This window comes from Pseudomonas sp. WP18, assembly GCF_036689585.1.
GTDB classification, from domain to species: domain Bacteria; phylum Pseudomonadota; class Gammaproteobacteria; order Pseudomonadales; family Pseudomonadaceae; genus Aquipseudomonas; species Aquipseudomonas chlororaphis_E.
This window is the reverse complement of the sequence record NZ_CP144758.1, coordinates 4396877-4418486: the sequence shown is the minus strand read 5'-3', so window position 1 is coordinate 4418486 and position 21610 is coordinate 4396877. Positions and strand designations below refer to the sequence as shown.

Below are 21610 nucleotides of genomic sequence, written 5' to 3'. Positions count from 1 at the left end.
AAGGAACACTATGTCCCACCCATTGAAAGTGGCTCTGGTCACCGGTGCCGGTAGCGGAATTGGTCGTGCGGTGGCCCTGGGGCTGTTGGCTGACGGCTACACCCTGGTACTGGCCGGTCGGCGGCCGGAGCCTTTGCAGGCGCTGGTCGAATCGGCGGCGAGCGAGGGGCACCAGGCCCTGGCCGTGCCCACCGACGTGCGTGACCCGGCCAGTGTCGATGCACTGTTCGCCACCATCGCCGAGGTCTACGGACGCCTGGACGTCGTCTTCAACAATGCCGGGGTCAACGCGCCGGCGGTGCCACTGGATGAATTGACGTTCGAGCAATGGCGCAACGTGATCGACACCAACCTCAACGGTGTTTTCCTCTGCGCCCGTGGCGCCTTCGGCCTGATGCGCCGGCAACAGCCCCAGGGCGGGCGGATCATCAACAACGGCTCGATTTCGGCCCACACCCCGCGGCCGTTCAGCAGTGCCTACACCGCCAGCAAACATGCGGTGCTGGGCTTGACCAAATCCCTGGCGCTGGACGGGCGCGAGTACAACATCGCTTGCAGTCAGATCGACATCGGCAACGCCCTCACCGAGATGTCGGTGCGCATGACCAAGGGCGTGCGCCAGGCCAATGGCACCATCGCGGTCGAGCCGATGGTGGACGTCAAGCACGTGGCCGACGCGGTGCGCTACATCGCCGGCCTGCCGTTGTCGGCCAACGTCCTGAACATGACCGTCATGGCCACGGCCATGCCGTTTGCCGGTCGCGGTTGAGCCGTAACGCTGCTCATTAACGGCATCCAGCACGCCGTACGCGAGCAGCAAGGTGCTCGATCGATCTTTTTATTTAGCGACACGAGGTTCACATGAAGCCAGAAGTCTTGCAGCTCAGCCCGATCCTGATCCCTGAAATCAACACCCGGCTCAGCGAGCTGTTCACGGTGCGGCGCTATTTCGAACAGGCCGATAAACCGGCGTATCTGCAGGCGCATGGCGCCAACATCCGCGGGGTCATCACCGGCGGGCATACCGGCATCAGCCGGGCTGTCATGGAGCAACTGCCCAAGTTGGAAGTGGTGGCCGTCAACGGCGTGGGCACCGACGCGGTAGACCTGGCCTACGCCAGGGATCGCGGCATCCGCGTGACCGCCACCATCGGCGCGTTGACCGAGGACGTCGCCGACCTGGCCATGGGCCTGTTGATCGGCGTGTGCCGTGGCCTGTGCACCGGTGACCGCTACGTGCGCTCGGGCCAATGGCCGCAGAGCCCGACGCCCTTGGCCCCGCTGCCACTGGCGCGCCAGGTCTCCGGCATGCGCATCGGCATCGTCGGCATGGGGCGGGTCGGTCGCGCCGTGGCGAGCCGGGCAGCGGCGTTCGGGTGCCCGATCAGCTACACCGATCTACAGCCGATGAGCGATGTGCCCCATACCTTCGTTGCCGATCTCAAGGCCTTGGCGGCCGACAGCGACGCGCTGATCCTGGCGGCCGCCGCCGACAACGCCCACGCCATCATTGACGCACGTGTGCTGCAAGCGTTGGGCAAGGGCGGCTACCTGATCAACGTGGCCCGGGGCAAACTGGTCAACGAGGCCGACCTGGTGGCGGCGCTGGCTGCCGGTGACATCGCCGGTGCCGGGCTGGATGTGTTCGTCGATGAGCCCAACGTGCCCGAGGCGTTGTTCGCCCATGAAAACGTGGTGCTGCAGCCTCATCGGGCCAGCGCGACGCTGCAAACGCGCACGCGCATGGGCGAAATGGTGGTGGCCAGCCTGGTGGACAGTTTTGCCGGGAAGGTGCCGCAGGGCTGTGTGACGGGCTGAATGTCGGGCGACCTCAGGGAACACAGGCTTCCCGAGGTCGTCACGCACGCTATTGGAACTGATCCACCAGCCACGCCTTCAAGCGTTTGCACGCCGGATCATCCACCTTGTCTTCGTTGATCATCAGGTACTGGATCGACTCCCTGAGCGCCAGCTCTTGCGGGACGGGTCGGACCAGGCGGCCCTGTTGCACCAGGTGCCGGACCAGATGGTCCCAGCCCAGCGCAACGCCCTGGTCATCCAGGGCCATTTGCACCAGCAGGCTGTAGTCGTTGCTGCTGAACGATTGCGGGCTGTCCGACACCGGCAGTTGCAGGTCGTGGGATTGGTAGGCGAACCACACGTTCCAGTCGATCAGCTCCGAGAGTTGCGAACGGCCATGGGGGTTGAGGTCCAGCAACGTGTTGCTGCGCAGGCCGGCAAGTGTTCCCAGTTCCGGGTGGGCCTGGAGATAGCGTGGGGTGCACACCGGATAGACGACTTCGTGCAGCAACGGCACCCGCAGGTAGCCGGGGCAGTGGTCGTTGAACTTGGCGATGAACAGGTCCGGGTTGATGCCCGACTCCATGGCCAGGAAATGTTGGGTGGTGATGACCTTCAGGTCGATGTCGGGGTTGGCGCTGAAAAAGTCCTTCAGCCGGTGGGCCAGCCAAAGCGTCGACAATGCGGGGGTACAGCACAGGGTCAGGACGTGCTTGTCGCTTTTCTCCCGGCGGATCCGTTCCGTGGCCTGGAAGATATTGAGCAGCGATAACTGCGCTGCGTCGAAGAGCGCGGCGCCCGACGGCGTCAGCTTGAGTTCTCTGCCGTTGCGGATGAGCAACTCGGTACCCAGGTAGGTTTCCAGGTCACGGATCTGTCGGCTGATGGCCGCCTGGGTGACGCACAACGCCTCGGCCGCACGGGTGAAGTTGCGGTACCGGGCGGCCGCCACGAAGGATCTCATGGCCTTGAACGAAGGCATTTTCATCAGCGCCTGGTCTGGCGGATCGTTTCTGGCCATAACAAAAACTACCTGCTTTCTCGGAAAAAAAGTTGGTTCTGCCGGTCGGTCCCGCATGCTTACACTCTACCTCACGATGCTCAGGGCAACGCCAGTGGCCTGTGTCCGAACGAACCCCGCACGAGGAAACCAGATGCCGTACCGCAGTGGCGCACACGCCTTCATGCAAGGGGCCCGGGCGCTCCTTCCGTTGACGCCGGGCGTCATTCCGTTCGGGTTGGTGACCGGGGTCATGGCGATCGAAATGGGCCTGTCGCCGGGCATGGCCATGGGCATGACGATATTGTTCTACTCCGGCTCTGCCCAGATGGTCGCGCTGCAGTTGCTGCACAACGGCGTGCTGCCTGTGGCGATCGTGGTCACGGCCCTGATCATCAACCTGCGTTTCATCATGTACAGCGCGTCCCTGGCGCCTCACCTGCACCACTTGCCCCGACGCTGGACGTGGCCGCTGTCCTACCTGCTTTCCGATCAGTCCTACGCCCTCTGTACTTTGAAGCTGTCGTCCGGGGAGCTGGGGCCCTTTGCTCATTATTTCTATGCCGGTACCGCGGTGACCATGTGGCTGGCCTGGCAAGTTTCGGTCCTGGCCGGGGTGTACCTGGGCGCGAGCATTCCCCAGGACTGGTCATTGAGCTTTGCCATACCGCTCTCGTTCCTGGCGTTGCTGATTCCCGGCCTGCAAAGCCGCGCCAGTTGGTGCGCGGCGGCGGTGGGCGGGACGCTTGCCGTGCTGGCGATCAAGCTGCCCTATAACCTTGGCCTGGTCACCGCCTCCCTCGGGGGCGTGCTGGCCGGGCTGGTGGTGGAGCGTCTTCAGGCCTCGTCAAACAGCGCGAGTGTCGAGGGCGCCGAAGGAGAAGCCCAATGAGCGACCTGGCCCTGTGGGGGTTGTGCCTGGCGGCCGGCCTGGGCACCTTCGCCATGCGCTTGTCTTTTGTCGAGCTCTATGGCCGCTGGCGCATCCCGCCGCTGATGCGCCGGGCATTGATGTACGTACCGGCCAGCGTCTTGGCGGCCCTGGTGCTGCCTGCCGTGGTGTACCCGACCGGGCAGGCTGAATGGGTGCTTAACAATCCCCAGGTACCGGCGGCGATGGTTGCTGCGTGGGTGGCCTGGCGCTGGCGCAATACGCTGTTGACCCTGGCGGTGGGGATGGCGGCGTTGTGGGGGTTCAAGTTCCTGGTCGCGTGAATATCACTGCCCGACCGGCTGTGTGTAGCGCTGCTTGATACGCGCCAGCTCACCAGATTGGCGCAACTGTTCCAAGGCGGCGGCCCAGGCAGCGACGACCTTGTCCTCGGAGTCGGGGCTGAAGGCGATGTACAGCGATGAGCGGTAGATCTCGACGGGGATCTGTCGCAGCAGGCCGGGAGCGATGGCCAACTGGCGGCTGTAGTAGGCCACCCCGGCATCGGTGTCGCCGACGATGATGGTCGTGCGTCCGGCGAGCAGCATGCGGTAGAGCTGCAGGCTCGACGTCGCACTTTTGTCGAGGTTGCCGAAGCCCATCGATTGCAGCCTGGCGGGCACCGAGCCGGCGTGCCGCGTGGTGATCTGCGGGACGTGCCGCAGTTGTTCGAGGCTGTTCACCGGCGGCGTGCTGCTCAACTGGTAGGGGTGGATGGACTCTTCCACGATCGGCCCGACCCACTTGTACAACGCCTCGCGTTCCGGGGTGCGGAACAGCGAGTACATGATGGTCTTGTCCCGGGTGTTCAGCGCCTGGGTGGCGCGCATGCTGGGCACCATCGACACCTCGAAAGCGTCTCCGGTGCGCGCCATGATGGCCCGGACAATTTCCGTGGTCATGCCGGTAAGCTGGTCGTTTTCCCGATAGTTGTAGGGTGCCCACTCTTCGGTCACGACCTGGTACTGCTCGGCCCGGGCCTGCGTGCCGAGCAACAGACAAAGCAGCACTGCAGTCGGTGCCGAGTGTTTCACGTATTCACCTGGGGGCCTTTCGCCGTTGAGGGCGGTTTTGAGAAGGGGGCCAAGATAAGCATAGACGCAAAAAACCGTTCAATGCCGGTTGGCACTGAGTGGAGTAGTCCGCCCTAAGCCACGGCTTTCAACTTCGAATACACCCACGCCGCCGTCGCCGCCACTGCCAGCACGGCCAGGACGCCTTCGCGCTTGAGCAGGTGCCAAGGCAACCGTCCGATTTTCAACTTGATGGCTCGCGCTGCCCGACCCCAGATCGAGACCCGACCGCCGCTCAGGGCCAATTGGGTGAAATACAGCGTGCCGAAGAACACCACCGCCGGGCTGACCCAGCGTAGCCACGGCACACCGTCGGACCAGGCGCAGGCCAGGGCCGCGGGCACCGCAGCAGGGACAACGTGACGCAACACCAGCAGGCCGGCGCCTTGCCGGTACCAGCGGCGGGGGACCAGCCTTTGGCTCAGCCACACATCGAACTGGGCGGCGGCCACGGCCACGTAGGTCCAGACGTGGTAGAGCTTGACGCCCAGCCACAGCAATATCGGCATCAGGAACGGCATCAGCAGCACCGCCAGCGGTTCATCCCGGTTGACCGGCACGGTGAACAACGTTGCCACGAGTAACGCGGACAACGCGAACCAGAGGAACAGGCTGACCCCTCGATAGCTGGTGGCCGGCAGCCAGTCCCGCCAGTTGTCCAAGGGTTGTAGTTCCAGGCGTTCGGGAACCTCGGGGTACTGGTACTCGATGGTTTCAGCGAGCTGGGTGAAGCGTTGCCAGTCGAGGCCGGTAAAGTGGTCGGCCATTGCACGACGGCGGGCGTCGCTCATGGGTTTGAGCAGCAGGGCGGCGGCCTGTCCATGGAGTTTATCGGCGTCGAAACGGTCGAGGTCACTGCGCAGGGTTTCCTCGAAGGCTTGTACTTCGCAGTGCCGGATCAGTCGATCCCAACGCCAGTAGGCGCAGGGCAGGTTGCCCTGGTCTTCGTTCCAGCCCATGGCCTGGCACACGCCCTCGAAGAAGGCCGGCGACCAACTCGGGGCGGACTCGAACCAGTCCAGCACGCATTGCTCGAACTGCTGGCGGTGCTCGAACGGCACCAGCCACTCACTGCTCAGCCAGTGACGCAGGGCCTCCATGAGCTGGCGCTCCTTGCCTTCGACCAACCATTGCGCCATCTGCCCCAATGATGGCTCCGGAGGGCTGACAACCGTGGGGATTTCGATCCGCTCCACGTGCATGTCCCGCACGGGTATCTCCACCACCTCGGGGGCGGGCGGCAGGGGCTCGGCCAACGGTGTCTCAACGGTTTCTTCATCGGCCTGCGCGCGCCAGCGGGCCTCGGCCAGCGACGTTTCATAGGCTTCACGCAGGCGCTGGAACGCGTCGGGGTTTTCGTCCGGGCGGTGGACCTTGAGCAGCCGCGCATAAGCGCGCTTGATGCTGCGCTCGTCCGCGTCCGGGGTCAGGCTAAGCAACTGCCAGTGGCTCATGGCTCAAATCTCCCGCTCGAAGTGCACAAGGCGCTGGGTAATGTCGCTGCGGGCTTCGCGTATCTGGTGTTCATCCTGGGTGTCGAGCATTTGCTGGAAATGGTTCGCCAGGCTGGCGATGTACTCGCGGCCCTCCCCGAGGCTTTCCTGGTACAGCCGGTCGAGCCGGGCGAGCAGCAGGGTGTTGATCTGCTGGTCGCGTGGGTGCACTTTCAGCGCTTCGAGGGCGGCCAGCCGCTGGGCGATCTCTTCGGGGGCCAGCACCCCCGGGTTGTTCTCGATCACCAGTCGCCGGGTTTCGCCATTGATCGGCAGGTGGACCTGGGCTTCGAGCAAGCCGTTGTTGTCGTAGGTGAAGCGCACATCCAGGGTCACTTCACCGGCCTTGCGCGGCGGTACGGGGATCTCCAGCTCACCCAGGAAAATGTTGTTGCTCACCAGGCGGCTTTCGCCCTGGTAGATGCCCAGCCGCACCACTTTCTGGTTATCGCTGAGGGTGGACACGTTGCGAGAACGGCTCACTGGCACCACGGTGTTGCGCTCGATGATCGGCAGGTAATGGCCGCTCTGGAAACCGCCGCCCACCTGCATGGACGTCTCGATGCCCAGGGTGTAAGGGCAGACGTCGGTCAGGACGACTTCCTCCAGGGACGCATGCCGTGCCTGCAGCGCCGCCTGGATGGCCGCCCCTTGGGCAACCACTTCGTCCGGGTTGAGCTGCATGGCCGGGATCCGCCCGAACAGCGTGGCGACCAGCTTGCGCACCAGTGGCATGCGCGTTGTACCGCCTACCAGGAGGATTTCATCCAGGTCCGCGACCTTGATCCGGGCATCGCGCAGCGCCCGTTCGATCGGCGCGCGCAAGCGGTCCAGCAAGGGTTGGACGACCGTCGTGAGATCGCCCTGGGTCAGTTCCAGGTGCCATTCACGGGATTGTTCGCGAAGGGTGAAGCGCGCAGCCTGGGCCTGGCCCAAGGCATGGCGGACCCGCTGTGCTTCGCGCCGCAAACGCTGGGTGATGGCCGGCTGGTTGAGGTCGGGCAGGTCGGCGGCGCCGATCTTGGCGATGAAGTGCTCCACCAGCAAGTCATCGAAATCCTCGCCGCCCAGGAAGTTGTCGCCGGCGCTGGCGCGAACCTCCATCACGCCTTCGAACAGTTCCAGGATCGACACGTCAAACGTGCCGCCGCCCAGGTCGAACACCAGGAACGTGGCTTCGTCCCGCTGTTCGAGGCCGTAGGCCAAGGCGGCAGCGGTGGGTTCGTTGATCAGCTTCTCGATCTTCAGCCCCGCCAGCTCGCCGGCGATACGCGTCGCCTTGCGCTGGGCATCGCTGAAATACGCCGGCACGCTGATCACCGCTTCGTGCACCGGCTCGCCCAAGGCGCGCTCGGCATCGGCCTTGAGGCTGCGCAGCAGCATCGCCGAGAGTTCTTCAGCGCGGTAGACGCGGGCGCCGAGTCGCGTTTCACGGGCGCTGCCCATGTAGCGCTTGAACAGGGACGCGGTGAGTTGGGGGTGGGTGTGCAACCGCTCGCGGGCGATGTCCCCGACGACCAACTGGCCCTCATCGTCGAGGCCCACGACGCTCGGCGTCAGGAAGTTGCCCAAGGCGTTGGGGAGGATCCGGGCATGTTCGCCATCCCACGCCGCCACGAGGCTGTTGGTGGTGCCCAGGTCGATACCAATGATCACAGTCACTTTTCCTTAAATGACGCGCCGGGCCATGCAGCGCCCTGGTCGCGGGTCAGTCATTACAGTTACGCCGGAGGGCGCAGCACCCTGGCTGGGGTTATCGGCAGCGCAGGCCAGGCGCTTTAATTCACCCACCGCTTCACACCGATTTGGTCCGCGCGCCATTATCCAGAGGTTGGAGAACAAGCTCCAGTCGTTCGTCGTGGCGAGGGGCGGCGGTGGCATGGTCAACCGAGCCCCATCAGGTGGGCGCGAGGACCTGCGTCGCTGCGAAACGGTCTGCCCAGCGGTTGTCCTGGCGAAACTGCCCGATGGTGGTGCGGTCACTGGGGCAGGCAAGTGCCTGGAGGGCGGTTTGACGCAAGTCGGTGCCTTCATCCACCAACCAGACCCCCGGCGCTTCGCCGCGCAGGGCCATCTCACCGAATCGGGTGGATATCACGGGCAGGCCGAGGGCCCGGTACTCATAGTATTTGATCGGGTCCACCGAGGCGGTCAGCTGGTTGAGCTTGAAGGGAATCAGCCCTACCGAGAACGTCGCCATGGCGGCAATGGCCTCGGCATGGGCGCGCTCGGGAATCAGCTCGATGTTGGCCGGCAACGCGCCGGGCGGCGGGGTGAACACGGGGCCGATCAGGCGAACCGGGTTGGCCGGGTTGGCGCGGGCCAGGGCAATGACCAGGTCCCAGTCGAACCAGTGCCCCATCGTGCCGACATAACCGAGCACCTGTTGTTTGGGACCCAGGTCCAGTTGCTCCACCGGTGCCAGATGCTGCAGGTCGCAAGCGTTGAGGGCCAGTTCGACACGCTTTGCCACAGCCTGGTGCCGGTCGCGCAGGGCCGTGGAGGACACCAGCAGGTGAGGCACCCGTCGAATCAACTGCGCCTGGCGCCGTGCCATCGACCGTCGGGACAGGCCTTGGTAGAAGGCCGGGAAATCATCCATGGCGTCATACACCGCCGGGCTGTCCGGCAGGCGCGCGAGCAACTGCAGCGCCAGTTCCGAAGGCTTCGCGACACAGATCATGCTCGGCCCTTCGGCGCAGAACTGTGCGACGCGCCTGAACGTCTTGCGCCATAACGGCTTGAGGACCAGCGCCGCGCCGGGGATGGGTTCGATGGGCAGCGCCGGGGGCTGGCAAAGGCGCAACCAGGGCGGTACGGCGATGTGTTGTGGGCCGGCTGATGGAGGCTTGCGCCTGAAGTCGTTCAGCGAGGGCAGGCGGGTCGGATACGGGTCGATCCACAGCACCGGTTCTCCGGTCTGCTCGTGATACCAGTGGACGAAATGATGCGGGCGCTGGCTGAAGCTGGCCCATGGCACCGGCGACAGATAGATCAGGCGCATGGCGACAGGTGCTGCCTCAGCACATCGACGATCCGCCCGGCGGCCTGGCCATCGCCGTAGGGGGAAATCCCCCGGGCCATGTTCTGGTACGCCTGAGGGTCATCGAGCAAGCGTTGGGCCTGTTCGAGGATCGCCTGTGGGTTGGCGCCCACCAGCTTGACCACCCCCAGGTCCACCGCTTCCGGGCGCTCGGTTTCCTCACGCAGCACCAGGACCGGCTTGCCCAGCGCCGGTGCTTCTTCCTGGACGCCACCGGAGTCGCTGATGATCAGGTAGGCGCGTTTCATGGCCGCGATGAACGGGGCGTAGTCCAGGGGTGCGCACAGCAGGATGTTGGGGACTTGGCCGAGCACCTGGTGGGCCACTGCCTGGACGTTGGGGTTGGGGTGTACGGGGTACAGGATCTGGATGTCCGGGTTGCGTTCGGCCAGGCAGCGGAGCGCCTGGCAGATATGCAGGAAGGGGGCGCCGAAGTTTTCCCGCCGATGGGCCGTGACCAGCACCAGGCGCTTGCTGGCGTCCAGTTCGATATCCAGGGGCACGGGGTGTGCCGCGGTCATCAACAAAGCATCGATCACGGTGTTGCCTGTCAGGATGACATCGGCCGGGGCGACGCCTTCACGCAGCAGATTGTCCACCGCGCCCTGGGTCGGCGCGAAATGCCAGCGGGTCAGCTTGCCGGCGATCACCCTATTGGCTTCTTCAGGGAAAGGGTTGTGGATATCCCCGGTACGCAGGCCAGCCTCGATATGGCCGAAGGGAATCTGCAAGTAGAAGCATGCCAGGGCCGCGCTCATCACGGTGGTCGTGTCGCCCTGGGCCAGGACGACATCCGGTTTTTCGGCCTTCAGCACATCGTCGAGTGCCAGCAGCAATCGTGCGGTCAACGTCGCCAGCGACTGGTCGGGCTGCATGAGGTCCAGGTCCAGGTCCGGGGTGATTGCGAAAAACGCCAGCACCTGGTCGAGCATGCCTCGGTGTTGGGCGGTGGCCAGCACCCGGCAGTCGATGCCGTCCTGTGCCTGGAGTGCCTTGATCACCGGGGCCATCTTGATGGCTTCCGGGCGGGTGCCGACGATGCAAAGTACCTTGCGGGTCATGCCTGTTGATGTCCTATCGTTGTGTTGCAAGGGCGCGTCCGATCCGGTCCGCGTTGGCCATGAGGGTCAGGGTGTGGGATTTCTCGGAGAGACCAGGCAGGCAAGCACCGTCGACAACGTGCACGCCGGGCAGCCCGGCGACCTCTCCCAGGCTGTCGGTCTCTCCGACGTCGGGCCGTGCCCGCATGGGCAGGGTGCCCGCGTAATGGATGTCCGCCCCCGGCTGGGCCAGGGTGAAACTCATCGGCATCAGCAGCGCACCCATTTTCCAGTAGATCCGACGCAGCCTGGCCTCGGCGTTCTTCATGAGCCCTGGCGCCTCGGGTTGCAGGCCGCCGTTAACGCTCAACGAGCCATCGGGGCGTAACCTCGCCGTGTTGTTGGACAGATGGCCAGGCAGGAAGATATTGCCGACCAGGCAGGCACTGAGCAGGTTGTTCGACAGCTCGATGGCCAAGCGTTTGCTCATCGGGATCCGGCTGACGAATTCGCTCATCGGCAAGCCCGTGGTGCTGAACGTCGAGCCGAAGGCACAGGTGCCGGCCGCCAGCTCCAGGGCGAACGATAGCTGACCCAGGCCAAATGTCGAAACCCTCGGCGTGCCGAGCATGCTCGGCAGCCAGAGCAGGAAGGCGGCCGTGGGCGAGGACAGCAGTCGCACCGCCGCGGTGTGGTTCAACTGCTTGAGCACGAGCCGGGTAGTGGCCAGCGTGCCAGCCGCCAGCAGCAGGCGCCGTGCGCCCACGCGTCGGGAGGCATGACGGTCGCTGATCACCCACGAGCCGTCCGGTTGACGCGAAAGATCATCCACCAGCACACCCTGGATGTGCTGGAAGCCTGGGTACTGCTTGAGCGTTGCCAGTTCCTGCGCTGCGCTGTACAGCGCCTGGTTCTGGCACCCCCACAGGCAATTGCCGGACAGATCGCACGCCTTGCGTTCCCCCAGCGGTTGGCTCAACGCCGCCACCCGCGAACGGCCCAGGCGAAACCCCAGGGCGGGAAAACTCGGTTGACGGCGTGTGTAGCGATCAAGCAGCCGTTGATGCAAAGGGTCCATCGGCAAGGGCGGTTGGGACCACTCATCGAGGCCGAAGTAGCTGGAAAGATCATCGTCGGCTTGGCCGCTGATCCCGATTCGCCGCGACACCGCTGCATAGGATCGTTCCAGTTCGGCGTAATCGAAGGGCAGCGCGGGCAAGTCGCTGGCGTCCAGGCGCGCCACGCCACAGCCCCAGGCATTCGACAGCCCGCCGGTGGCCAATGAGCCGACCCCGATGAAGTGCCGGGTGTCGATGCGGTTGCTTTCGTTGAACCCGCGAAACACATGCGCGTGGGTGGGCGTCTTCAGCTTGGGGGAGACCGCTTCCTGTTGGTTCAGGCCGTGGAAGTCTTCGCCAATCAACCATTTCCACTGGGCTTCGTCCCGGGTGCGGCTCGTGAGGTACGGGGCCAGCGGCGCAGCCGAGGTGCCGCCGTCGACCTGGGCATCGACCATGAGCACGGTCAGGCCTGCCTTGACCAAGGGGTAGGCGGCCGAGGTGCCGGCAGGGCCACTGCCGACGATGATCACATCGAATTCAGGCGTCACGCGGGGCTCCAGCGTCAAGGATCAAGCGGCGCGCCAGTGGACGACACAGCGGGGTCACGGCCCGCCATGCGAGGGCCTTGGCCGCGATCCATACCAGTGCCATCGACGTCAGGACGAAGCCACGGGGCTGATGCGTGCCGAGAAACCGCCTGGCGCCGACGGGGCTGGCTTCGGCCAGGGCGAGCGCGGCCTGCAGGCGCCAGGAAAGGTCCTGGCCACCGGTCGCCGCGAGGACGCCGGGGTTGTCCAGCAGGCTCACCAGGACCGGCCAGCGTTTCAACAAGGGCGAGCGAATGGCCGGTCGGGTTTTGCCAGCCTGTTCCAGGGCCTTGACGTAGCGGCTGACCAAACTGCTCGGCGGTGTGCTGCCGAGCAGGTAGCCCAACAGCACTTTGCCTTCTTCGAGGCACTGCCGACGTTGTCCCCGGCCGGAGCGGTGCAGGCCGTCCGCCAGGGGCCGCAACACGATGCCGAGTTTTTGCAGGCTGTGGGCGGTGTCCAGGGTGGGCAGGTGGATCAGCGAAAAGATCCGCTCCAGCCCCAGCTTCGTGCCCAGCGATTGGCCGAGGCACCGGCGCAGCAGGGCGAGCAGTGCTACCGGCACGGGAACGGGCAGGCGCATCGTGTGGACCCTGTGTGTCGCGATCGCCATGAGAAAGCGGCCAAAGGAAATCGGCTGCACCGCACCCAGGCTCAGCACCTCGGCGCGAATGTCCTCACGCTCGACCACGGCCAGGATCGAGGCGGCCAGGTCATCGACATGAATCGGCTGTACGCAAGGCGCCGGCACCAGCATCGGGATGACCGGGAAGCGGCGCACCAGCCTGCACAACAGGCCAAAGAGCCCACGCTCGGGACCGCCATACACCTGGCCCGGGCGAATCACCACGCCTCCGGCCGCCAGCACCGCTTGTTCGATCCGCCATTTGACCTGGCCGTAGACCGTTGGCGCGCTGGCCTGGGCCGTCTGGCTGGACATGAAAATGAACCTGGCCGAGGCTTGTCGGGCGCACTGGATCAGCGCCTCGGCGGCCTGGACCTCGGCGTCCGCGCCCATGCCGGACTCGGGCGCGGTATTGGCCGCCAGGTGGATAAACGCCTGGACACCGGCCGGGCATTGCGGGGCGGGGTCCCGCAGGTCGTAGGGGAGCCAGGCATGGGCGCGAGCGCACGGCGTGCGCGTGGCGCAGATCACCTCATGGCCGTCCGCTGCCGCGCGGTCGGCCAGTGGTAGGCCGATGTAACCCGTTGCACCGGTAATCAGCAGCTTCATGATCAGGCGCCTTCCACGCGGTCGGGCCGCTCGGACGCAGGCGTCTTGGCGGTGAACACGAACCACTTGCTGATCCAGTACGTCACGAAGACGCAGGCCACGTCGGCAACGAATTTCACCGTGCTGGGATGGTCGACGACATACAGGCCGGCGCTGAGCAGGGCCGAGGCGAGCGGAATGTTGACCGCCAGCAACGCGAAGTAGCTCAGTGCCTGGGCCTTGCCGTTGCCCTGGTTCGACTTGAACGTGAAGTGGCGATGCAGGAAGAACGCGAACAGCCCGGCGACGACCTTGCCGGCGATATTGGCCAGCACCGGCTCATCCCGGAAAAAAACCAGGAGCAGCAGGAACGTGCCCATGTCCAGGGCATAGGCCAGCAGTTGGATGGCGCCATACCGAACGAAGGTCAAGGCTTGCTCCTGATGACGACAATGTGATGCAGGCCCAGCACCCGTCGCAGGGGATAAAGCAGTTTTTCAACGACTTTCATCAAGGGGATCAGCGCGTCGGGCAGCAACTGACGGAAATTCAAGCCGCCCGAGATCAGGTACCGAGGATAGTTGCCGCAGATTTCCTGGTGGAGGATTTCCAGGCCAGGGTACTTGCGTTCGAAGGCTTCGCGGTCCCGCACGAAAACGATGTAGCTGAGCGCCTGGTTGGCACCGTTCATGGGGCCGGTAGAGGGTGTTTCCCACGATGGGAAGTGCCTGTCGAAGCCCTCGGACTTGAACAGGCGCTTGTACAGGAACGCGGCAAGCGGGCCGTGAAAGGGCTCGATCAGGATGGCCCCGCCACCGGGCACGAGGGTGCGTTCAAGCTCGCTGAAAAACCGATCAGGGTGAGGAAAATGGTGGAAGCAGTTCTGGCCGTAGAACGCCCTGACCGAGTGATCGCCCAGGCTCATCGATTCTGCATTCAGGGCCATGTCTAGGTGCTCGGTGGCGACGATGTCGGTGGCCAACACGCCAGGGTAGGTGTCGCGCATTGGCGCGATCCCGGCGCCGATTTCCACTTGCAGGCCTTCGACCTTGAAGTGACGCTCGGCCAGGCGATGAAAGGCATGGTGGAACTCGACGAACACGTCCTTGAGCATCCGCTTGCGTTCGAGAATTCGCTTATGCAGCTCAAGGCGCTCGACGCCGTCGACATCCAATGTCTTGAGCGAAGGGTCGGCCAGAAAATCCCTGAGCGCCTTCACGGCTGCTTTTTCCGCAACGAGGTGGCATGGCGGCGTCTCGAATGCCTTGGCCGGTTGGGCACCGAGGCGATGTCGTAGCCGAGGAAGGCCATGACCAGTTGCAGCCCCAGCAGCAGCGGCAGCGCACTGAGCATCACGGTCCCGGCGGGGGTCTGGACGCCATTTTGCGCCGATTCGTACCAGTGGTAGCTGCCGAACACGGTGCCGAACAGGAGCATGAGTAGCCCGATGGGCAATTCGATCGAGGCCAGGGACATGTCCCGCAGGTAGTAGTTGTAGAACACACGCTTGCTGAAATTGCGCAGGTGCTTGAACAGGAACTCGCCAATGATTTTCGAGACCGCCAGGTGACTGGTTTCGTCGCCATAGCGCGCCTCCATCGGAATATCGACCACCACGGCGCGCACGGTATTGAGGCGGAACAGGATGTCGGTCTCGAAGAAGTAGCGTTCGCTGACCTTGTCCAGGGGTAGGAGCCGGGCGACGTCACGATGGATCGCGGTGTACCCGTTGGTGGGGTCGAACAGGTCCCAGTAACCCGTCGACAGCTTGGCCATCAGTGACAACACGGCGTTGCCGAACAGCCGGACCCGTGGCATCGACTGGACTTGCTCCAGGTTGAAAAAGCGATTGCCCTTGGTGTAGTCGGCCTCGCCGGCCAGGATCGGCTCGATGAACAGCGGGATCAGGGCCGGGTCCATCTGACCATCGCCATCGATCTTGACGATGATGCTTGCGTTGTCCGCGATGGCTTCCCGGTACCCGGTCATCACGGCCCCTCCGACACCTTTGTTGACGGCATGGGGCAGGACCCTGACCCTGGGGTCGGTGCAGGCCTGCAGCACATGCTGGCCGGAGCCGTCCGGGCAGGCATCGTCGATCACGTAGATGCGCCACACCTGCGGGCCGATGGCCTCGATGACATCGATGATGTGCGCCGTCACCCGGTAGCAGGGGATGACGACCGCGACTCGAGGTTCTTCCGTGAAAAGCTCTGTTTTTGAGTTCATCGATATCGCTGGCTATTGTCTGAATGAAAGGGACTTGAACGCCACGGGCGTATCGGTATGCCCGGAGGCATAGACGATCGCGACGACGGCTTCCTCAGGTGCCACCACGGTCATTTCATGGGTCGCCCATTGCGGCGTGCAATCGAACGTTTCGATGCTGGCGGAAATGAACCGGCCTTGGGCATCCATCCAGTTGGTCTGGATTCTTCCGGACGTGGGCTGCGTCGCACAGCGTGCCGACACTGCGCTGGTGAAGCTCTGCCCTGGCGCCACCTCGACACGTTGGGTGGCCGGCGTGTTGACCGTGACCGTAAGGGTTTTGCGCGATGCGTCATAGGACGAGGGCTCGGTCAGGTGCCAGCCTTCGAGGTCGGACAGGTCAGGGTTGAGCAACCGTTCGAGAGGGACCTGATGGACTTTGCGCAGCTCCAGCCCGCCCATTTTTGCATACGGCTCGGACACGGCCAGCAGACGCTCGCGTTGCGCGGTGGGTGTGCTGGCATGGTCGATGATCAACCAGTCCACCTGGCGCTGTCGCAACCGCTGCAGCAGGGCCGGCGGCGTGGTTGCCTGGTCGACTTCACGGGTCCATTTCACGTTGTACCAGGAGGCGTATAACGCATCGCTTTTCAGGCCCGCCATCGAAGGTGGCGCAAAGACTGCCACGGGCCGATTGGCCACGTTCAGCGCGTTGACGACGTCGACCATTTTGCGGATCGGCAGGTTCTGCGCCAGGTAGGCATCCCGCCCGGCCGCACTGAACAGTGCGGCCGGCTTGATCTGGCCATAGTAGGTGGCCGCCTGGATGAACAGCACATTGGCCAGCACCAGCACGGCGCCCACGATCATCCCCAGTGTCCTCGGGAAGTGCCTGTGGTCGGAAAAGGGCAGGGCGAGGACTACGGCAAACAGGGCAAAGGAAGGGAATATGTAGCGCAGGTAGGCTGTCGAGTGGAACGACAGGACAATCGCACCGGCGCCGAGCAGGAGGATGTACCAGGCCTTGCGGTTGGCCCCCAGCAGCAGGGCGACGGCCGCGGTGGGCACCAGCAGCCATTGGAAGCCGGCGGCACCGTCCTTCCCCTCGATGAACCGGGGGGCCTTGAAGACCATGCGATAGAGGGTGTCCCACGTGACCCCCTTGTCGAAAATGGCCGGCGCCTCGAAGTTGACGCTTGGCCAGAGTGGCGATTGAAAAATCGCGTTGAAAAACGGGAACACGGGATTGCCGGTCAGGAACCACGCCGAGAGGTACGGTGTGAGCCCCGCCACCAGCAGGCCGAGGCTGCCCAACAGCAGCGCCCGGATGACGCCGGGGCGGATCCAGGCCCGGTACTGCACCAGCAGGAGCACCAGCAGGACCGGCAGAATGCTCAGGGTCACCGCTTTGGTCGCCAGGGCAAACCCCAGCAGCAGCCCGGCCAGGATCAACTGTGAATGACGCTGCGCAACTTGCGAGGTGAACCGTGAGGTGTTCAGGATGGCCAATGACCCGGCCAGGACGAACGCGGTCCACGCTGACTCGATAAACAGGCTGCTGCTTTCGGCGAAGGCCAGGGGCGTGGACAGGAAGAACAGGCTCGCCCATCGGGCACTGATGGCCGTACCGCCGGCCCAGATCGTCAGGTTTCGGACCTGCCACGCCACCAGCAGCGTGAACGCGCAGTTGGTCAGGCGCGAAGCGGTTTCGCCGGCCAGCATGTAGACGATGCTGTAGACCCAGTCGGCCAGCATGGGCATGACCGCCCACACGTAGGTGCTGGCGTCGAAACCCCATTGGTGCCGCTGGGCCAGTTGAGACGGGACGAACAGGTGCATCGCCAGGGCGTCGTAGCCGACCTCCGGCATGAAGGCGACCGCTGCGTGCAGGCAGGCGATGGCGACCAACAGGCTATCCAGCAGGGTCGCCAGCGGTGCCTGCGGCGCGCGTTCGGTGCGGACCTGCGCCAGGATTCGGCGAACACTCGCCGCGGCGTCGGCATGTCCGAACACGAGGGGCAGCGACAGCAGCGCGGCATACAGCCCGGGGTAATTGATCGGGAAGTAGGCGGCCAGGCCCGTCAGCGTACCGAACGTGCCCATCCCGACCAGCAACGGGACCGTCCAGTCGGTGGGGGTTCGCTGGCCCAGTATCCATTTGCCGAGGGTGTGGGCGGACAGCGCCAGCACGGCGACCACGATCATCGGCCAGGCCTGGCCACCGGCGATGGACAAGCCCGCGATCAGGCCCAGGCCGAGCACAAACGGCGGTTTGCGGGTGAGGGCGGTGAGCGCGCCAATCGCCAGTGAGGCCAACAGGATTGTCCGGGTGGCGCTGTTCATCGACGGCCATGGCAGCGTCGAGAAACCGTACAGGCTGACCACCGTGCTGGCCAACAGCACCAACACCACCGTCGCGTACTTCAAGCTATCTGTGTGCAAGGTATCGTCTCTGCGGTTCAACACGTCAGTGGCTTGGGAAGGACCATGGGCGGCCTATACGTCCCGGTACACATGCGGGACCCAGGGCCCCCATTTGCTTTCGTAGAGGGCTTTGTTCTTCTCGAAAAGCACGCGTTTCTTCTGCGCGCCCAACTGGTTGAACGAGGCGGACAAATGATGGTGGACGAACACGTCCTCGGCACAGAAGGCGCGCAGGCCAAGCTGCTGGACGCGGCGACAGTAGTCATCATCTTCGAAAAAGCCCAGGCCATACTCTTCGCAAAGGCCGCCGATCCGTGCGTAGGTGGTGCGCGGGAACATCACGCAGAAAAAAGCCAGGGTGTTGATCTCGAAGCTCTCGCCCATGCGCCCATAGGTCAGCTCTGCCGACTCGACGTGCATGTCCTCGATCAGGTTGTAGCGGGTGCTGACCTTGGCTTCATTGCCGATGTTGTTGGTGATCGGGCCGATGATCCCGATGTTCTGGTTGTCCCGCAGGTGCCGGAGCAGGCCCTTGACCCAGCCGGCCGTGACCACGGTGTCGTTGTTGAGGATCACCAGGTAGTCGCCGCTGGCTGCGGCGAGGCCCACGTTGTTGCCCGCCGCGAACCCCTTGTTGTCGGGGTTGAGGATGACGATCCGGTCTGGGTGTCCCTTCGCCCAGTCGGTGAGGAAGGCAGGGGTTTCGTCGCTGGAGTGGTTGTCGACGACGATGATCTCCAGGTTCGGGTAGTGACTGTGGGTCACCAGGCTGTCGAGGCAGGCCTGGGTGAGCGCGAGGTTGTTATAGGTCAGCACCACGACGCTGACCTTGGGTTGAGGCAAGGTGTCGATGGCCTGGCGCAGGCTCGCGGCGCGATGTCGCCAGGTCTGCTGCTGGGCGAACGAGCGACGCGCCTGCAGCGTGGATTGCGCCTCTGGCAGGGCCTGCAGAACCTCGCCGATGGCCGCGACGAAATCCGTCGGGTTTTCGGCCGCCCGCACCCGATCGCCGAACTTGCTCAGTTCCGGCAGTTTCACCGAGACCACCGGTTTGCCCGCGCTCAGGTATTCATAGACCTTGACCGGGTTGGTGGCGAGGGTCAGTGGAATGACCTTGAACGGCAGCAGGCACACGTCCATCGCATGCAGGTAGTAAGGCAGCGAGGCGTAGGGGACCTCGCCTTCGAAGACCACGTTCGGACAGGCCTTGAGGGCTTTTTTCGCCTGGGTCGTGTCATTGCCGATCAGCAGTATCAGGTGCTGTGAAAAAGTCTGGGCGACGTGCTGAATCAGGTCCAGGTCGAACCATTCGGCGATAGCGCCGTAATAACCAATGATCTTGCGGCCCTTGGCATCCTGGTAAATCTGCTCGGGACGCTGGCTGAAGAAAGAGTATTCACTGGCATTGCGGATCACCGCGACGTTGGCGTTTTCGCGCCGGGCGTGTTGTTCGATCCAATCGGAGGTGGCGACCAGCAGGTCTGCCCGGCGCATCAGGGCGATTTCCAGGTCGAGCAGTTCCTGCGCCACGTTGCCAAAGCCTTCGTGGTGGTCCATGCAGTCATAGATCAGCGTGGAGTTGGGGATACGCCTGGCCAACGGAAACCAGTAGGCATGCTGGACAATGCAGTCCACCGCGCCGACTTTCGCCCAGCGCAGCAGCATGGCGATGCTCTGGCACAACTGGCCGATTGCGGCGGCCGAAGGCGGGGCGTGATAAATGGCCGGCGCGCCGCAGACTTTGAGGCGAATCTGGAACAACCGCCTGGAGGCATCCAGCGCCTCGACCTCGAAGCCGGGCGCCTGATCGTCGATAAAATTGTTCGAGATGTAGAAGGTCGTCTGGCCGGCCTTGGCCAGTTCCTTGGCCAGGTTCTGCGGACGCTGGATGCGGAAGTGCCAATCGATGACGCCGAACATCACCACGCAGGGTTGCGTAGTGAGAGGCGGCGGAGGGAGGTTCACCAACAGGGCTGGCAGCGGCTGGGACGCCTGCTCCGGTGATGCCGCTGACTGGCCGGGCACGGGTTGGCGTCGCTTGAGCCAGCGTCGAAGTTGGCTCGCCAGCCGGCTTTTGCGTTGGGCATCGAGCGGCAGCAAGGCGAAGACCCGCCGGGACCATCCATACAGGAATTTGCGGATCGAATAGCGCAGCGGAGCGCGCTCGATGGCGTGGCTCCAGTCCGACAGCTTGAGGAGTTCGGCATGCTTGCCGGCCAGGCGATCCTGCAGGTCCGTGGCCTGGTCGGCGAGAGCGGCCGCTTCATCGATTTTTGCCTGTAGCGACGTCGTTGCCGCAGCCAACTGCTGTTGCTGTTCGCGCAACTGCGCGTGCAGCCGCCCGGTCTCGCGCTCCTGGGATGCCGTACGGGCAGTGACCTCTTTCAGTTCCCGACGCAACTGAGCGATAAGCTGGTCGCGGTTCTCTATTTCCTTGACCAGTTGGACGGCTTCCACGGACCGGGTTTCTGTCGAGCGCCTCAGTTGGTCGATGCAATCAGCCAGGCGGTTGAGCTGTTCCATGCGGTTTAAAATCCCTTGGTTAATGCTGTTGGCTCAGTGTTGGCGGGCGACATTTTCATATGACATCGGCAAAGCCTTTGCGTGTCCTCTGGAACCAGGTAAATCCGGCCCATGCGATCAGTACAGACGCCGCCGCGTAAATTGCCAAGCTGCTCCATTGCGGCATCCTGCCCCAGAACAGCAGGTCGCGGGCGACTTCCACCGGCAGGGTCAGCGGGTTCGCCTGCAAGGCCGCCTGGTAGTTTTGCGGGAGCGTTGAGCGTGGGTAGAAAATCGGTGAGAGGAACAGCATGGCCGTGGTGACGATGCCAGTGAACTGGCCCACGTCCCGCAGGTAGACGCTGATGGCGGCGAGAAACCAGGAAACACCGAGTGTCAGCAACACCAGGGGCAGTACCACCACGGGCAGCAGGAACAGGGTCGCGGGCGGCATGCCAAACAGCAGGACGTAGAAGATCAGCCACGCCAGCAGGCTGACCGCTGCATGGAACAGCGCCGCGCCCAGTGACACCAGGGGGAGGATCTCCAGGGGAAAGACAATTTTCTTGACGTAGTTGGTGTTCGCCAGCACCAGCCCCGGCGCACGGTTCACGCATTCGGAAAACAGGTTGAACACCAGCAGGCCCGCGAACAGGATCAGGGCGAACTCGCTCTTGGATTCGCCGCCACCGGCCCAGCGGGCCTTGAACACGACGCTAAAGACGAAGGTGTAGACCACCAGCATGAGCGCGGGCGTGAAGAACGACCAGAATATGCCCAGCACCGAGCCCTTGTAGCGACCGCTGACTTCTCTGCCAATCAAGGTCCTGATCAGGTTTCGATGGGTGAACGCACTCTTGATCATGGCGATGGGCGAAGCGTTGAACGGCTGCATCAGTGGCGGGGTCCTTAAGACAGTATCGATCACAGGCGCCCTGACGAACATCGTCATGCACAGGTGAATCGACGGATCGAATCACCTCAAAGGCAGGGGGCCGGCGTTCCTGTCCAGACGGCGGGTTCTAGTGGTTATTCGTGGCCCCAAGGCCACTGTCGTACAGCCTGCAAGAGGGCTACACCTTACGTCCGTTGGGGCCTGTCGACAATAAAAACTCCCGGTTGCAGACGTCTTTCTGGATAGGAGGCGCGTGAGCGCAATGGGCGCGGGCAGGGCGGTTAATTGACGCCAGATCCTTGTGCCGGATCGACCTGGACGAGCCCGCCGCGGCGAACGT

Annotated in this window: 18 protein-coding genes; 4 read left to right on the top strand and 14 right to left on the bottom strand. The window is 64.0% G+C overall.

Going from position 1 to position 21610, the window contains the following annotated elements:
* Nucleotides 1-10: 10 nt before the first annotated feature.
* Both V5F23_RS19375 and V5F23_RS19370 read left to right on the top strand, forming a co-directional pair.
* A complete protein-coding gene (locus V5F23_RS19375; RefSeq protein ID WP_042731620.1) occupies nucleotides 11-769 on the top strand; it encodes an SDR family oxidoreductase in 759 nt (252 codons plus the stop codon).
* 92 nt (nucleotides 770-861) lie between these two features.
* Nucleotides 862-1818 (top strand): 2-hydroxyacid dehydrogenase, encoded by a 957-nt coding sequence (locus tag V5F23_RS19370; protein ID WP_338496153.1) that lies wholly within the window; start codon nucleotides 862-864, stop codon nucleotides 1816-1818.
* 49 nt (nucleotides 1819-1867) lie between these two features.
* Here the strand turns inward: V5F23_RS19370 and V5F23_RS19365 are convergent, their stop codons facing one another.
* Nucleotides 1868-2821 carry a LysR family transcriptional regulator gene (locus tag V5F23_RS19365; protein ID WP_338496151.1) on the bottom strand — a complete coding sequence of 318 codons (954 nt, stop codon included), beginning with the start codon at nucleotides 2819-2821 and terminating at the stop codon, nucleotides 1868-1870.
* 133 nt (nucleotides 2822-2954) lie between these two features.
* Here V5F23_RS19365 and V5F23_RS19360 point away from each other — a divergent pair, with 133 nt between their 5' ends.
* Together V5F23_RS19360 and V5F23_RS19355 are read left to right on the top strand one after the other, a co-directional pair.
* Nucleotides 2955-3692, top strand: a complete 738-nt coding sequence (locus tag V5F23_RS19360) for an AzlC family ABC transporter permease (protein ID WP_338496149.1) — start codon at nucleotides 2955-2957, stop codon at nucleotides 3690-3692.
* Nucleotides 3689-4015 carry an AzlD domain-containing protein gene (locus V5F23_RS19355; protein WP_212802872.1) on the top strand — a complete coding sequence of 109 codons (327 nt, stop codon included), beginning with the start codon at nucleotides 3689-3691 and terminating at the stop codon, nucleotides 4013-4015. Before V5F23_RS19360 ends, V5F23_RS19355 begins: the two co-directional genes overlap by 4 nt.
* A 3-nt stretch (nucleotides 4016-4018) precedes the next feature.
* On the opposite strand, the gene V5F23_RS19350 is transcribed toward V5F23_RS19355, so the two are convergent.
* The 13 genes from V5F23_RS19350 to V5F23_RS19290 form a co-directional block, all read right to left on the bottom strand.
* Complete coding sequence (locus tag V5F23_RS19350; protein WP_212802871.1) at nucleotides 4019-4765, bottom strand: transporter substrate-binding domain-containing protein; 747 nt, start codon at nucleotides 4763-4765, stop codon at nucleotides 4019-4021.
* Between the two features lie 113 nt (nucleotides 4766-4878).
* On the bottom strand, nucleotides 4879-6258 hold the full coding sequence (locus tag V5F23_RS19345; RefSeq protein ID WP_338496146.1) for a J domain-containing protein: 1380 nt from the start codon (nucleotides 6256-6258) through the stop codon (nucleotides 4879-4881).
* 3 nt (nucleotides 6259-6261) lie between these two features.
* Nucleotides 6262-7953, bottom strand: coding sequence for a molecular chaperone HscC (locus V5F23_RS19340; RefSeq protein ID WP_338473746.1), 1692 nt, complete (start codon nucleotides 7951-7953; stop codon nucleotides 6262-6264).
* A 241-nt stretch (nucleotides 7954-8194) separates the two neighbouring features.
* Nucleotides 8195-9301: a glycosyl transferase gene (locus tag V5F23_RS19335; RefSeq protein WP_042731612.1), complete on the bottom strand. Its 1107-nt coding sequence runs from the start codon at nucleotides 9299-9301 to the stop codon at nucleotides 8195-8197.
* On the bottom strand, nucleotides 9292-10401 hold the full coding sequence (wecB, locus tag V5F23_RS19330) for a UDP-N-acetylglucosamine 2-epimerase (non-hydrolyzing) (RefSeq protein WP_123578311.1): 1110 nt from the start codon (nucleotides 10399-10401) through the stop codon (nucleotides 9292-9294). The genes V5F23_RS19335 and wecB overlap by 10 nt, the downstream gene beginning before the upstream one ends.
* 13 nt (nucleotides 10402-10414) lie before the next feature.
* Nucleotides 10415-11989 (bottom strand): FAD-dependent oxidoreductase, encoded by a 1575-nt coding sequence (locus tag V5F23_RS19325; protein WP_338496142.1) that lies wholly within the window; start codon nucleotides 11987-11989, stop codon nucleotides 10415-10417.
* A complete protein-coding gene (locus V5F23_RS19320; protein WP_212802868.1) occupies nucleotides 11979-13262 on the bottom strand; it encodes a sugar nucleotide-binding protein in 1284 nt (427 codons plus the stop codon). Before V5F23_RS19320 ends, V5F23_RS19325 begins: the two co-directional genes overlap by 11 nt.
* A gap of 2 nt (nucleotides 13263-13264) precedes the next feature.
* A complete protein-coding gene (locus tag V5F23_RS19315; protein WP_212802867.1) occupies nucleotides 13265-13672 on the bottom strand; it encodes a GtrA family protein in 408 nt (135 codons plus the stop codon).
* The gene (locus V5F23_RS19310; protein WP_338496132.1) at nucleotides 13669-14460 is read right to left on the bottom strand and encodes a methyltransferase domain-containing protein; all 792 of its coding nucleotides are present in this window, start codon (nucleotides 14458-14460) and stop codon (nucleotides 13669-13671) included. The genes V5F23_RS19315 and V5F23_RS19310 overlap by 4 nt, the downstream gene beginning before the upstream one ends.
* Nucleotides 14457-15470: a glycosyltransferase family 2 protein gene (locus V5F23_RS19305; RefSeq protein ID WP_212802866.1), complete on the bottom strand. Its 1014-nt coding sequence runs from the start codon at nucleotides 15468-15470 to the stop codon at nucleotides 14457-14459. Before V5F23_RS19305 ends, V5F23_RS19310 begins: the two co-directional genes overlap by 4 nt.
* 12 nt (nucleotides 15471-15482) lie before the next feature.
* Nucleotides 15483-17891, bottom strand: coding sequence for a glycosyl transferase (locus V5F23_RS19300; protein ID WP_338496129.1), 2409 nt, complete (start codon nucleotides 17889-17891; stop codon nucleotides 15483-15485).
* A gap of 54 nt (nucleotides 17892-17945) precedes the next feature.
* The gene (locus V5F23_RS19295) at nucleotides 17946-20396 is read right to left on the bottom strand and encodes a glycosyltransferase (RefSeq protein WP_338496127.1); all 2451 of its coding nucleotides are present in this window, start codon (nucleotides 20394-20396) and stop codon (nucleotides 17946-17948) included.
* 55 nt (nucleotides 20397-20451) lie between these two features.
* Nucleotides 20452-21270, bottom strand: coding sequence for an ABC transporter permease (locus V5F23_RS19290; protein ID WP_047736394.1), 819 nt, complete (start codon nucleotides 21268-21270; stop codon nucleotides 20452-20454).
* Between the last annotated feature and the right edge of the window lie 340 nt (nucleotides 21271-21610).